The 13,198-nt window shown below is 71.8% G+C and carries 12 protein-coding genes; 3 read left to right on the top strand and 9 right to left on the bottom strand.

What is annotated here, in order from left to right; all coding sequences use genetic code 11:
- Positions 1 to 265: 265 nt before the first annotated feature.
- The 4 genes from qcrB to ctaE form a co-directional block, all read right to left on the bottom strand.
- Positions 266 to 1,948 carry a cytochrome bc1 complex cytochrome b subunit gene (qcrB, locus tag M4486_RS06610; RefSeq protein ID WP_249480356.1) on the bottom strand — a complete coding sequence of 561 codons (1,683 nt, stop codon included), beginning with the start codon at positions 1,946 to 1,948 and terminating at the stop codon, positions 266 to 268.
- 4 nt (positions 1,949 to 1,952) lie between these two features.
- The gene (gene qcrA / locus M4486_RS06605; protein WP_249480355.1) at positions 1,953 to 3,023 is read right to left on the bottom strand and encodes a cytochrome bc1 complex Rieske iron-sulfur subunit; all 1,071 of its coding nucleotides are present in this window, start codon (positions 3,021 to 3,023) and stop codon (positions 1,953 to 1,955) included.
- Positions 3,020 to 3,820, bottom strand: a complete 801-nt coding sequence (gene qcrC / locus M4486_RS06600; RefSeq protein WP_152353121.1) for a cytochrome bc1 complex diheme cytochrome c subunit — start codon at positions 3,818 to 3,820, stop codon at positions 3,020 to 3,022. Before qcrC ends, qcrA begins: the two co-directional genes overlap by 4 nt.
- 68 nt (positions 3,821 to 3,888) lie before the next feature.
- Positions 3,889 to 4,605, bottom strand: coding sequence for an aa3-type cytochrome oxidase subunit III (gene ctaE / locus M4486_RS06595; protein WP_249480354.1), 717 nt, complete (start codon positions 4,603 to 4,605; stop codon positions 3,889 to 3,891).
- Positions 4,606 to 4,820: 215 nt separating this feature from the next.
- Here ctaE and trpD point away from each other — a divergent pair, with 215 nt between their 5' ends.
- Positions 4,821 to 5,921 (top strand): anthranilate phosphoribosyltransferase, encoded by a 1,101-nt coding sequence (trpD, locus tag M4486_RS06590; protein WP_249480353.1) that lies wholly within the window; start codon positions 4,821 to 4,823, stop codon positions 5,919 to 5,921.
- A gap of 40 nt (positions 5,922 to 5,961) precedes the next feature.
- On the opposite strand, the gene M4486_RS06585 is transcribed toward trpD, so the two are convergent.
- From M4486_RS06585 to M4486_RS06575, 3 genes are all read right to left on the bottom strand, one after another.
- Positions 5,962 to 6,243: an Lrp/AsnC family transcriptional regulator gene (locus M4486_RS06585; protein WP_152353118.1), complete on the bottom strand. Its 282-nt coding sequence runs from the start codon at positions 6,241 to 6,243 to the stop codon at positions 5,962 to 5,964.
- Positions 6,244 to 6,287: 44 nt separating this feature from the next.
- Positions 6,288 to 7,976 (bottom strand): DEDD exonuclease domain-containing protein, encoded by a 1,689-nt coding sequence (locus tag M4486_RS06580; RefSeq protein ID WP_249480352.1) that lies wholly within the window; start codon positions 7,974 to 7,976, stop codon positions 6,288 to 6,290.
- 115 nt (positions 7,977 to 8,091) lie between these two features.
- Positions 8,092 to 9,897, bottom strand: coding sequence for an AMP-dependent synthetase/ligase (locus tag M4486_RS06575; RefSeq protein ID WP_249480351.1), 1,806 nt, complete (start codon positions 9,895 to 9,897; stop codon positions 8,092 to 8,094).
- A 251-nt stretch (positions 9,898 to 10,148) separates the two neighbouring features.
- Between M4486_RS06575 and M4486_RS06570 the strand changes: the two genes are divergently transcribed.
- Positions 10,149 to 11,093 carry an ROK family glucokinase gene (locus tag M4486_RS06570; RefSeq protein ID WP_249480350.1) on the top strand — a complete coding sequence of 315 codons (945 nt, stop codon included), beginning with the start codon at positions 10,149 to 10,151 and terminating at the stop codon, positions 11,091 to 11,093.
- 6 nt (positions 11,094 to 11,099) lie between these two features.
- Here M4486_RS06570 and M4486_RS06565 read toward each other — a convergent pair whose 3' ends face one another.
- Positions 11,100 to 11,537 carry a hypothetical protein gene (locus M4486_RS06565; RefSeq protein WP_249480349.1) on the bottom strand — a complete coding sequence of 146 codons (438 nt, stop codon included), beginning with the start codon at positions 11,535 to 11,537 and terminating at the stop codon, positions 11,100 to 11,102.
- Entirely contained in the window at positions 11,534 to 12,310 is a 777-nt protein-coding gene (locus M4486_RS06560) for an alpha/beta hydrolase (protein ID WP_249480348.1), read from the bottom strand. Before M4486_RS06560 ends, M4486_RS06565 begins: the two co-directional genes overlap by 4 nt.
- Before the next feature lie 73 nt (positions 12,311 to 12,383).
- Here M4486_RS06560 and M4486_RS06555 point away from each other — a divergent pair, with 73 nt between their 5' ends.
- Positions 12,384 to 13,112 (top strand): lysophospholipid acyltransferase family protein, encoded by a 729-nt coding sequence (locus M4486_RS06555; protein WP_249480347.1) that lies wholly within the window; start codon positions 12,384 to 12,386, stop codon positions 13,110 to 13,112.
- The last annotated feature ends 86 nt before the right edge of the window (positions 13,113 to 13,198 follow it).

Genomic DNA, 13,198 nt, shown 5'->3' with positions numbered 1-13,198 from the left:
ACGGGCCCGGAACGCCATGGGCGCCGGGGACGGCACGCGGAGCCGGCGGTCGGGTCGACGTCCGACGCGGGGCACTGCGTGCACGGCCCGGCAGAGGAGCCCGATGATCACGCCGGGAGGCGGCAGGGCCCGGGGAGTGGGCAGGGCCCGGGAAGCGGACAGGGTCAAGGGAAGCGACGGGCCCTGGGGGAGCGGCGCAGCCGGGACGTGAGAGGGCCCGGACGGCAATGCCGTCCGGGCCCTCTCACGTCGGGGAGCTCGTGCGTCAGTGCGAACGCACGTCCGGAGTGCGGTAGTCGCCGCCGGTGAGCTCATCGATCTTGTGGCGCTCGTGGCCCGCGTGCTCGAGGGCCTCCCGGAGCTCGGTCGGGGTGACCGGGGCCAGCTGGTCCTTGAAGAAGAACGAGGTGGCCGCGGCGCGCAGCGACGAGACGCCCTTGCCCGCCTTCAGCGGACGGTAGTCGTCGTGCTGGACCAGGACCCAGCGATCGAACTCGTTGAGCGGCTCGTGGATCTCGATCATCTCGCCGTTCTCCATGCGGACCACCTTGGAGGTCTCCTCGCCGTGCAGGGCGAGGTCCCGCTTCTGGCGCTGCATCGCCAGGCACAGGCGCTTGGTGATGTAGAAGACGATCACCGGTGCCAGGAAGAAGGCGATGCGGAACGTCCACGTCAGGTCGTTGATCGAGAGGTGGAGCTTCACCGCGATGAGGTCGTTCGTGGCGGCCATCGCGAGGATCAGGTACTCGGTGATCCAGGCGACGCCGATGCCGGTGCGGACCGGGGCGTTGTACGGCAGATCCAGGAGGTGGTGCTCGCGGTCGTCGCCCGTCACCCACGACTCGATGAACGGGTAGAGGGCGAGGAACGCCAGCAGACCGCCGTAGACCACCATCGGCAGCAGGATGTTCAGCGACACCGTGTAGCCGAAGACGGTGAACTCCCAGCCCGGGATGAGGCGCAGGCCGCCGTCCGTCCAGAGCATGTACCAGTCGGGCTGCGATCCGGCCGAGACGGGGGAGGGGTCGTACGGCCCGTAGACCCAGATCGAGTTGATCGCCGTGGTGGCCGAGATCAGCGTGATGATGCCGAACACCAGGAAGAAGAAGCCGCCGGCCTTCGCCGCGTACACCGGGAACACCGGGAAGCCGACGACGTTGCGCTCGGTGCGGCCCGGGCCGGGGTACTGCGTGTGCTTGTGCAGCACCAGCATCACCATGTGGATCGCGATCAGACCCAGGATGGCCGCGGGGACCAGCAGGATGTGGATCGTGAAGAACCTCGGGATGATGTCGTGCCCGGGGAACTCCCCGCCGAACAGCAGCATCGAGATGTAGGTGCCGACGATCGGGATGCCCTTCATGAGGCCGTCGACCACGCGCAGGCCGTTGCCCGAGAGGACGTCGTCCGGGAGGGAGTAGCCGGTGAAGCCGGCGACCATGCCCAGCACCATGAGGGCGAAGCCGACGAGCCAGTTGAGCTCGCGGGGCTTGCGGAACGCGCCGGTGAAGAACACGCGGAACATGTGCACGAAGATCGCGACCATGAACACTAGGCAGGACCAGTGGTGCATCTGCCGGAACAGCAGTCCGCCCTTGACCTCGAACGAGATGTGCAGCGTGGACTCGTAGGCCTTCGACACGTGGGCGCCCTGGAGGGGCGCGTAGATGCCGTTGTAGACGACCTCATCCATCGAGGGGACGAAGAACATCGTGAGGTACGTGCCCGAGATCAGCAGGATCACGAAGCTGTACAGCGCGACCTCGCCGAACATGAAGGACCAGTGGTCCGGGAAGATCTTGCGCCCGAAGAACCGGACCAGGCCCGCGCCGGAGACGCGGCGGTCCAGCCAGTCGCCGCCGACGGCGCCGAGCTTGAGCATGCGGCCCTCGGAGCCGGAGTCCGCGGGGGCCTCCGTGCGAGGACGGGTGGGAGTCGTGGTCGCCATCAGATCACTTGTCCTTGTGCAGGTTCCAGAAGCTGGGACCGATGGGCTCGGGGAAGTCGCCGCCGGCGACGAGGTAGCCCTCGGCGTCGACTTCGATGGGGAGCTGCGGGAGCGGGCGGTGCGCGGGGCCGAAGATCACCTTCGCGCCGTCGGTGACGTCGAACGTCGACTGATGGCACGGGCACAGCATGTGATGCGTCTGCTGCTCGTACAGCGCGACCGGGCAGCCCACATGGGTGCAGATCTTCGAGAAGGCGAGGATGCCCTGGTACCCGTGGTCCAGGCTGTCCTGGTTCTGCCCCAGCGCCGGGTCGATGCGGATGAGCACCGCAGCCGCCTTCGCGCGCTGCTCGAGGTAGTCCTCCATGTCCTCGGTCAGGCCCTCGGGCATGACGTGGAAGATCGAGTTCATGGCGACCTCGGAGGCCTTCACCGGGGTCCCGTCGGTGTCGCGGGTGATCCGCAGACCCTTCTTCCAGAACGTGTGGTGCAGCTTGTTGCCCGGGAGGGGGCCGAAGGTCGACAGGGGCGCGAGCACCGCGATCGGCAGAGCGGTGAGCGCGGCGACCATGGCCGTCACGATCACGGGGCGACGCCCGACGCCGGACTCCTCGAGGCCGTCGGTGATGATCGACGCGGCGACCTCACGGGTCTCGTCAGAGCCCTCGATGTGGTGACGCTCCTCGACCCATTCCTCATCGGGCATGAGGGTCTTGGCCCAGTGCACCGCGGCCGCGCCGATGAAGAACACGGCGACCGCGAGGCCGAGGCCGGTGAACAGGTTGGACCAGTGCACCGCGTGCAGCGTGCCCGGCGTGCCCAGCAGGTTCGTCCCCAGCGGCGTGAAGATGAAGTAGCTGGCGACGAACAGGACGGTGCCCAGGACGGAGAGCACGAACATCGCGGCGACCATGCGCTCGGCGCGCTTCGCGGCCCGCGGGTTCTCGTCGGCCTGGCGGTGGACGTGGGGAGGGAGCCCGGGGTTCGGGAAGCCGCCGCCCTCCTTGGGAGCGATCGTGCTCACCGAGGAGGACCGTGCCTCCGACTCGCGGTTCTCGTTCACGTGGTCGCTCACTTCGCCTTCGCCCCCAGCCACACGGCGCAGCCGACGAGGAGGGAGAGCACGATGGTCCAGGCGTACAGGCCCTCGGTCACGGGACCGAAGGAGCCCAGCGAGATGCCGCCGGGGGAGCCCTGCTCATCGAGCGCCTTGAGGTAGGCGACGACGTCGCGCTTGTCGGAGGCGGAGATGTTGTCGTCGTTGAAGACGGGCATGTTCTGCGGGCCGGTCTCCATGGCCTCGTAGATGTGCTTCGACTCGACGCCGCTGAGCGACGGCGCGAACTTGCCGCGGGTCAGGGCGCCGCCGGCGCCGGCCGCGTTGTGGCACATGGCGCAGTTCACGCGGAAGATGTTGCCGCCGTTCTCGAGGTCGGCGTCCTTCGAGTCGAGCGCCTCCTCGTCGGGGACCGACGGGCCGGGGCCGAGGGAGGCGACGTAGGCCGCGAGCTGACGGGTCTGCTCGTCGTTCATCTGCGGGGGCTTGCGCCACGCCTGCGCACCGGAGTTCTGCATCGGCATGCGGCCGGTGCCGACCTGGAAGTCGACCGCGGCTGCGCCGACGCCGATCAGCGACGGGCCGAGCGTGTTGCCCGAGTCGTCCTGCATGCCCTGCGCGTTGGTGCCGTGGCAGCTCGCGCAGTTGGCCAGGAACAGATCTTCGCCTTTGTCGACGTCGTCCTGGGTGTACGACTCGGCCTGGGCGCTGCGCGGCTGGAACGCGGCGTACAGGCCGCCGGTCGCGACGAGCGCGAGCAGCAGGATCGCGACGAACGCCAGCGGGTGGTGTCGACGCGCTGCGAGTGCCTTCACGATGAGGACCTCGTTTCGGTGTGCGGGGCGGGCGGGAAGGGACCCCCGGGGCCGGGGGATCCGGAGGATCAGAAGAGGGAGGAGAAGAACTCGAAGTTCCACGGGACCGTGCCGTTGAGCAGCGGGTCCATCAGGTACACGACGAAGAACAGTCCGATCCAGACCACGTCCACGAAGTGCCAGTAGTAGGAGATGCAGATGGCGCTGATCTTCTCGTGCTGGGTGAACTCGTTCGCGGAGAACGCCCGGGCGAGGACGAACAGGAACGCGATGAGGCCGCCGATCACGTGGAGGCCGTGGAAGCCGGTGGCGAGGTAGAAGACCGAGCCGAAGGGCGAGCTGCTGAGGGAGACGCCGGCCTCGGCCAGCTCGGTGTACTCGAAGGCCTGCCCGGACACGAAGACCGCGCCCATGAGGAAGGTCAGGGTGTACCACTCGATGACGCCCCACCCGGCGATGTTGAAGATCGAGCCGGTGCGGCCCTTGCGGGACTCGCCCTTGGCCCAGGGCAGCACGCCCTCGGCGGCCATGACGCCGATCTGGCAGGTCACGGAGCTCAGCACCAGGATGATCGTGTTGGCGATCGCGAAGTCGTGGGTGAAGTGCTCCTCGCCCGCGACGAACGTCTCGGGGACCATCGCGTGCAGCGTGAAGTACATCGCGAAGAGGCCGGCGAAGAACATCAGCTCGCTGGAGAGCCAGACGAGCGTGCCGATCTGCGTGGAGTTCGGGCGGCCGACTGCGGGGGCAGGGCCTGTGCGCTGGGGCAGAGTCGCAGTAGTCACGTCACCATTATGCCGTGTCGTCAGATTCGATGCCCCGGGTACACGGCCGACCTGGGGAACCGCTGGGGCGCGAGGCCCTGACGGACCCCGCCAGCATAACCCTCACGACACGCTGTCACGAACCTGGACACGCTCTGTGGCGAGGGCCTCTCAGCTGGGGATCCTGACATCCGGGCGCACGCGCACGAGCGGGCCCGGGATGGGATGATCGGCACATGTCCGCCACCGCATCCGCGCCCTCGCCGACCTGGGCGTCCCTGACCGCCCGACTGGTCCGCCACGAGGATCTCGACGCCGCGCAGGCGGCCTGGGCGATGGACGAGGTCATGTCCGGGAACGCGTCCGCGCTCCAGCTCGCCGGCTTCCTGGTCGCGCTCGAGTCGAAGGGCGTGACGAGCGTCGAGCTCGGCGCGCTCGCGGACACGATGGTCGCGCACGCGCGGGAGCTCGACGTGGACCGCCGGGCGGTCGACATCGTCGGCACCGGAGGGGACCTCGCGCACACGGTGAACATCTCCACGATGGCCTCCGTGATCATCGCCGCGAGCGGGCGGCGCGTGGTCAAGCACGGCAACCGCGCCTCCACCTCGCGATCGGGATCGGCCGACGTGCTGGACGCCCTCGGGGTGCGGCTCGACCTGCCGGCCGAGCGCTCCGCGCAGCTGCTCGACGAGCTCGGGATCGCGTTCCTGTTCGCGCAGGTCTTCCACCCCTCCATGCGGTTCGGGGCGGAGGCGCGCAAGGGACTCGGCATCCCGACGGTGTTCAACGTGCTCGGTCCGATCACGAACCCCGGGAAGCCCCTGGCGAGCGCGGTCGGCGTCGCGAGCTCCGTGATGGCCCCGGTCGTGGCCGGGGTCTTCGCCGGGCGCGGCACGAGCGCTCTGGTGTTCCGCGGCCAGGACGGCCTCGACGAGCTCACCGTGGGCGCGCCCTCGGACGTCTGGGAGGTGCGCGGCGGGAGCGTGCACGAGCACGTGCTGGATCCGGAGGCGCTGCTCGGCATCCCCCGTCATGGGGCCGAGGCCCTGCGCGGCGGCTCCGCCGACGAGAACGCGCAGGTGGCTCGCGACCTCTACGCGGGAGAGGGGACGTCAGCCGTGCGGGACGCGGTGCTCCTCAACGCCGCGGCCGGACTGCTCGCGCACGATGGCATCGGCGCGGGATCCGGGACCGCGGGCGAGGACGCGGCCTTCGAGGACCGCTTCCGGCGGGCCTTCGAGGAGGCGAGCGCCGTGCTCGACTCCGGGGCGCCCGCCCGACTGCTCGAGGCCTGGGCGCGGACCACCCAGCGCTTCGTCGGCGAGGAGCGGTAGCGCAGGTCGGGACGCGGTTCGGCTCGGGAGACGGGCGGCCTCAGCCGTCGGAGCCGAGGTCGAAGGCGACCTCGAGGTCCTGGCTGGAGTAGGTGCGGAAGGCGATGTTCGTGGAGGTGTCCACGACGCCGTCGATCTTGCTGATGCGGTCGGCGATGACGCCCGCGAGATCCTCGTGCTCGCGCACGCGCACGATCGCGATGAGATCCACGTCGCCCGTGACCGAGTAGACGTGGTCGACGCCGGGGACGGCGGTGATCTCCTGGGCGGCCTCCGGGATGCGGTCGCTGCGGGCGATGATCGAGACGATCGCGGTGATCATGCTGTCCTCCAGGGTGTCGGCCGGGCCTCGGGTGCGTGCTCAGCCTAGTCGGCGCTCGTGAAGGCCGCCTGCAGCGTCTGCGGATCGAACCGGGCGCGCAGGGGCACCGCCCAGGTCCCCTCGACGGCGACGAGGCGCATCCCCTCGCCCTCGAGCCAGTGGAGCAGCAGCTCGGACTCCTGATGATGGCCGTGGCACAGCGGCCCCGACGGGAGCTCCTCGAGCGGGATCCCGGCGCCGCGCCGCGCGAGCTCGCGCGCGACCGGCACCGGATCCGTCCCGCGGGGCACGATCGCGGTGCCCGCATGGCGCCCCGCGCGCACCGCCAGCAGCTCCCATGCACCGGCGGGATGGCGACGCGGCTCGGCGGGTCGCGCGGCGACGAGCATCGGGCAGGCCGCGAGAGCGCGCAGCCGCTGGGCGCGCTGGGCAGCGGCCAGGAAGGCCTCGGCCTGCCCCTTGATCCTCGCGGCGTCCTCGAAGCGATGCGCTCCGACGTGCGCGCGCATCCGTGCCGCGGCGTGCGCGATCACCGGTGCGGGATCCTCGAGCATCGCCCGTCGGATCCGTGCATGGGGCTCGGGATCCAGGCGGCGTCCCGCCCCGGTCGCGCCGGAGCCGCCCGCGCCCTCGAGGGAGGCGCCGCGGCCCATCACCGCGTCCGTGAGCAGGGCTCGCAGCGGCTCCACGTCATGGCGCGAGCGCAGCGGACCGATCTGCGCCGAGCCGTCGTCCTCGCTCCGTGCGATGCGGGCCGCGCGCAGACCGTCGGCCCCCGGGCCCAGGCGCAGCCAGAGCGCCTTCTCCGGCTTCAGGCCCTGGCGGTTGGCGGGCGGCTGCTCGCGGGCGATGATCCGCAGCTCGCGCACGGACGCCTCCAGACGGGAGGCGCACTCGATGGTGCGGATCTCGTGGAGCCGCGGGAGCACGTCGAGCACGCGGCGGCGGGTCTCCGAGGCGCTGAAGTAGGTGCGCACCCGCGAGCGGAGGTCGTGCGAGGTGCCGACGTACAGCACGCCGCCCTCGCGGTCGACGAACTGGTAGACGCCCGGCACCGGCGGCACGGTGTCGGCGAGGTGGCGCTTGCGGGCCTGGACGGGAGAGACCTTGCGATGGGCCGAGGCGAGGTCCTCGACCGTGCGCGCGCCGCGATCGCCCAGCCGGGCGATGATCGCGTGCAGCACGTCGACCGTGGCGCGCGCGTCGGACAGGGCCCTGTGGTCCGGCGTCACCTGGGCGCCCACATGCGCGGCGAGGGTGCCGAGCTTGTGGTCGCGCACCTCGTCGCGCTTGAAGACGCTGCGAGCGAGGGCCAGGGTGTCCAGGACGGGAGGGGAGGGCCAGGTGATCTCGAGCCGGGCCGCCTGGGAGCGCAGGAAGCCGACGTCGAAGCGGGCGTTGTGAGCGACCAGCACTGCGTCGTGCGCGAAGTCCAGGAACATCGGGAGCACCGCCTCGATGCGCGGCGCCCCGCGCACGGTCGCGTCGGAGATGCCGGTGAGGGAGGCGATGTAGGCGGGGATCGGGCGCTGGGGGTCCACGAAGCTGCGGAACTCGCCGAGCACCTCCCCGCCGCGCACCTTGACCGCGCCGATCTCGGTGATCGCGTCCTGCGACGGATCGGTGCCCGTGGTCTCGAGGTCCACGACCACCATCTCGGCCTCCTCGAGCGGAGTGCCGAGATCGGCGAAGCTCAGCTGCCGGCGGCGGCCGGAGCGCAGGGGAGCGGTCATGATCGAAGACTAGGACGAGGGGCGGACATCCGGGGCGGCGCCTCCGGCGGGGGAGCGCCGGGGCGTCACGGACGACGGCTCAGGACCGACGGCGCACGACCGTCGTCTCCTGGCCTCAGTCCTTCTTCGGGCGGGAGTAGATGGTCTCGATGAGGTCCGCGTAGTCCTTGGTGACGACGTTGCGCTTGAGCTTGAGGGAGGGGGTGAGGTACCCGTTCTCCTCGGTGAAGTCGGTGTCGATCACCTCGAACACGCGGATCGACTCTGCGCGGGACACCGAGGTGTTCGCGGCGTCGACCGCCTCCTGCAGGGCCCCTCGGACGGTCTCGTCCTCCGCCGCCTCGGCGATCGTCATCTCGGGCAGGCCGTGGTTCTTCAGCCAGGTGGGGAGCATCTCCTCGTCGAGCGTGAGGATCGCGGCGACGAACGGCTTCTGGTCGCCCACGACGATGCACTGGCTGATGAGCGGGTGGGCGCGCAGGGCGTCCTCGAGCGGGGCGGGGGAGACGTTCTTCCCGCCGGCGGTGACCAGCAGCTCCTTGGTGCGGCCGATGATCGTGATCGAGCCGTCGTCGTCCAGGGTCGCGAGGTCGCCGGTGCGGAACCAGCCGTCCTCGAAGGCGGCCCGGGTCGCCTCGGGGTTCCCGTGGTAGCCGCGGAAGACCATGACCCCCTTCACGAGCAGCTCGCCGTTGTCGGCGATCGCGACGCTCCCTCCGGGCAGCGGCGGGCCGACGGTGCCCGGCTTGACGTCCCAGGGCAGGTTCACGGCCACGGGCGCCGTGGTCTCGGTGAGCCCGTACCCCTCGAGGATCGTCACGCCGATGCCGCGGAAGAAGTGCGCCAGACGGTCGCCCAGCGGCGCCCCGCCGGAGACGGACCAGCGCACGTGCCCGCCCATGGCCCCGCGCAGCGTCCGGTACAGGACGAGGTCGAAGAGCTTGTGCTTCGCGCGCAGGGCGAGGGGCACCCGGCCCGCGCTCAGCGCCTTCGAATAGGCCACCGCGGTGTCGGCGCCGGCGGCGAAGATCTTTCCCTTGCCCCCCGTGATCGCCTTCTGCTCGGCGCCGTTGTAGACCTTCTCGAAGACGCGCGGCACGGCCAGCAGGAAGGTGGGCTGGAAGGCGGCGAGGTCGGGCAGCAGGTTCTTGGTGTCCGGGGTGAAGGCGGTGGTCGCCCCCGCGAGCGTCTGGGTGACGTGCAGGAGGCGCGCGAAGACGTGCGCGAGGGGGAGGAACATCAGGGCGCGGGATGCCGTCGGCAGCACCTCGTCGCCGAGGAAGCCGACGGCGCTGCGCGCCGTGTCCACGAAGTTGCCGTGCGTGAGCTCGACGCCCTTGGGCCGCCCCGTCGTGCCCGAGGTGTAGATGAGGGTCGCGACATCGGCCAGGCGCCGCGAGGTCCTGCGCTCCTCGAGCTCCTCGGCGCTGATCCCCGAGCCGCCGTCGGTGATCGACGTGAGGTCGCCGTCGTCGATCACCCAGATCTTCTCCAGGTCCGGCAGCTCGCCCCGCACCGACTCGAGGTCCTCGCGGTGGCGGGAGGACTCGACGACCGCGAAGCGCGCCCCGGAGTCGCTCGCGATCCACTGCACCTGCGAGGGGGAGGAGGTCTCGTAGATCGCGACGGAGACGGCACCGGAGAACCACAGCGCCCAGTCCACGAGCACCCAGTCGAAGCTCGTGCGGGCCATGATCGCGACGACGTCGCCCGGCTTCACGCCCGCGGCGATGAAGCCCTTGGCCAGCGCCTGCACCTGCAGCAGGAAGTCGGTGGAGGAGAGCGGGCGGAAGGGCCCGTCGCCCTCGCGCAGCTCGAAGATCGGGGTGCCGGAGTGACGCGCGTGGCGCTCCAGCAGCAGATCCGTGGTGTTCTCGTCCTCGCGGCTGCGGTGATTGGCCGGGGTGCCGTACTGCTTCACGGAGGCTCCTTCGATCGGGACCCCGTGGGGCGGTCCCGGACGTTCTCGTCGGCGGACCCATCTGCGCGCCGGCCGCGTCGCCGGCGCTCTCGGGACCTGGTCTGGCCTGCATCCTACGGCAGGCGAGACCGTACGATGGGCGGGCGCGGCGGAGCGTGGGGGCCGCTTCCCGCGGCGCCCCGGCGACACGCGCAGCGTCCACCATGCGCATCGCGCTCCGCGCGCACGGCGCACAGACCGGAAGGGGTCCCATGCACTCGATCGGCGTCGACATCGGCGGCACGAAGATCGCCGCAGGCGTCGTGGACGAGGAGGGACGCATCGTCGCGAGCACTCGGCGCGTGACCCCTGCCACGGACCAGGACCTCATCCAGTCCGCGGTCGTGGACGCCGTGCACGAGCTGCGCGAGGACCACGAGGTGGCCGCGGTGGGCATCGGCGCGGCGGGATTCGTGGGCGCCGACCGCCGCACGATCGTCTTCGCGGCGAACCTGGCCTGGCGCGACGCCGCGATCGCCGACGAGGTCGAGGGACGCATCGACCTCCCGGTCGTCGTCGAGAACGATGCCAACGCCGCGGGCTGGGCGGAGTTCCGCTTCGGCGCCGCCCAGGACGCCTCGGACATGCTCATGCTCACCGTGGGCACGGGGCTGGGCGGGGCGCTCGTCCTCGATGGCCGCCTCGTGCGCGGCAGCGGCGGCTTCGCGGGGGAGGTCGCGCACATGAACCTCGTGCCCGAGGGCCAGTGGTGCGGCTGCGGCCGTCGCGGCTGCCTCGAGCAGTACACCTCGGGCACGGCGCTCGTGCGCGCCGCCCGCGCCCGCGCCGTGTCCTCGGAGCCGCTCTACGCCCCGCTGCTCGAGCGGGCGGGAGGGGACGCATCCGCGATCGACGGCCCGATGGTCACCCATGCCGCCCAGGAGGGCGACGAGGGGGCGCTCGCGCTGCTCGCCGAGCTCGGCCACTGGCTCGGATACGGAGCGGCGAGCCTGAGCGCCGTGCTCGATCCCGAGATCTTCGTCGTCGGCGGGGGCGTCAGCAGCGCCGGGGACCTGCTGCTGGATCCCGCCCGCACCGCGTACGCCTCCGAGCTCGTCGCTCGCGGGCACCGGCCGCTCGCCCGCTTCGCGGTGGCCCGCACGGGCAACGGCGCCGGGATGATCGGCGCCGCCGACCTCGCCCGTCAGGACGCCTGAGACCGCTCAGACCTGGGCGCCGTCCGTCGGGTCGGAGCGATCCGGCGGGACACGGGCGATCAGCGCGACGAGGCCTCCGACGGCGGCGATGCCGCCGAGGGCGCCGGCCCACGTAGGGATCGAGTCGAGCACGGCGGCGAGGAGCGCGAGCAGGACGCCCCCGATGAGAGCGGTCCACGACCACACCGCGTAGTCCGAGGCCGGGGGCAGATCGGGGTCAGGGGGCTCGAAGTCCCCGAGCAGCACCTCGTCCTCGGGGTCCTCGGGGTCGTCGGGATTCTCGGGCTCGTCGCGGATCCCGGGGGCCGACGCGGAGGGCGCCTCGGGCCGCGGGGCGATCCCCTCGGCGTCCACGATCCGGGCGAACTCCTCGTCGAAGTCGCGGCGGCCGCCCTCGTCGCCCGCCTCCTCCGGCTCCGGAGCCGGCGTGCTCGGCGTGCTCATCGGCGTGTCTCCGTGCTCGTCGGCATCCGGCGCACGAGATGGGCGCGGGAACGGGCGAAGAGGTCCTCGGCGTCGTGGTCGAGGGTCGCCAGGTGCCCGCTCGCGCCCAGCGTCATCCTCTCCACGGGGCCCGCGACCCGGGAGGCGATCACGTCGCTCGAGCGCGGCGGGACCGTGCGGTCCTGCGGGGAGACCGCCACGAGAGCGGGAGCCGTGATCCGGCCGAGGCCCTCGCGGGTGCGGCGCACGAGGGCCCGCAGCTCGCCGACGGCGCGCAGCGGTGTGCGGTCGTAGGCCTCCTCGACGACGTCCTCGCGGCGGATGTCCCCGGCGATCGCCCCGACGGAGGGCACGAGGCGGGAGAGCGCGGGTGCGAGGGCCCAGACGGGGGAGTCGACCATGGCGGCGTTGACCAGGACCAGCGCACCGATGTGCGGTGCGACGGCGGGGTCCTCGGCGAGCGCGGCGGCCAGGGTCCCGCCCATGGAGATGCCGCCCACGCCGATCGTGCCGTGCTCGCGCTGCAGCTCCAGGGCGCTCTCGCGCACCGTCCGGTACCAGTCCTGCCAGGTGGAGGCGGACATCTCCTGCCAGGTGCTGCCGTGCCCGGGGAGCAGCGGAGTGCGCACGTCCCAGCCGTGGGCGGCGTGGTCCTCGGCCCAGGGGCGCACGGCGTGCGGCGTCCCGGTGAAGCCGTGGCACAGGAGGAGACCGCCCGCCGGGTTAGAGTGGGGCGCGCTCCGCCACGGCTGGGACAGCTCGCTGAAGGCCATGCCCCCATGGTCGCACCTGGCCCGCACCGATGGGGCCCGCCCGAGGACAGAACGATCGACGAGGACACCGCCGATGCTCTACGAGGTCGCGAAGCCCGTGGTCGCCGCCGTGCTGCGCGTGGTCTACGCGCCGCGGATCTCCGGTGCCCGGCACATTCCCGATGAGGGCCCCGCGATCCTCGCGAGCAGTCATCTCTCCGGCGCCGACACCGTCTTCATGCCCGCCCAGGTGCGGCGCACCGTGCATTTTCTGGCCAAGTCCGACTTCTTCTCCGGCACCTCCCTGGCCTCCCGCGGCTTCGGGCGCCTCATGCGCTCCCTGGGGGTGATGCCCGTGGACCGCAACGGGGGCAGCGCCTCGGAGGGTGCGATCGAGGCCGGCCTGCGGATCTTGCGCAGCGGGGAGCTGCTGGGCATCTATCCCGAGGGGACGCGCAGCCCCGACGGCCGTCTGCATCGCGGCAAGACGGGGGCTGCGCGCCTCGCGATCGCGACCGGGGCCCCGCTGGTCCCGATTGGCATGCTCGGCAGCTTCGAGGCGCAGCGCGGGCGGCGGATCGTCCCGCGCCGGCGCCCGCGCATCGAGGTGCTCGTCGGGGAGCCGATCGACCCCGCCGACGCGCTCGGGGACCTCGAGGCGGCCCGCGCGGATCCGCAGGCCGCGCGCTTGCTCACCGACCTGCTCATGCTGCATGTCCAGCAGCTGACGGGTCAGGACTACGTCGACACGTATGCGGCCGACGTCAAGGCCGCGCTCGCGCGCGGGGAGTCCGCCCCGCGGACGACGCGCGCGTCCCGCTGACCGCGTCGGACGGGGCCGACCGGCCCCCGCCGCTTCCGCACCGCCGGTGTGCGATCCGTGCGACGGGCCGCCGCGCACGGGCGCCC

The organism is Brachybacterium kimchii (assembly GCF_023373525.1).
GTDB classification, from domain to species: Bacteria; Actinomycetota; Actinomycetes; order Actinomycetales; family Dermabacteraceae; genus Brachybacterium; species Brachybacterium kimchii.
This window is presented reverse-complemented; position numbering and strand designations above follow the sequence as displayed.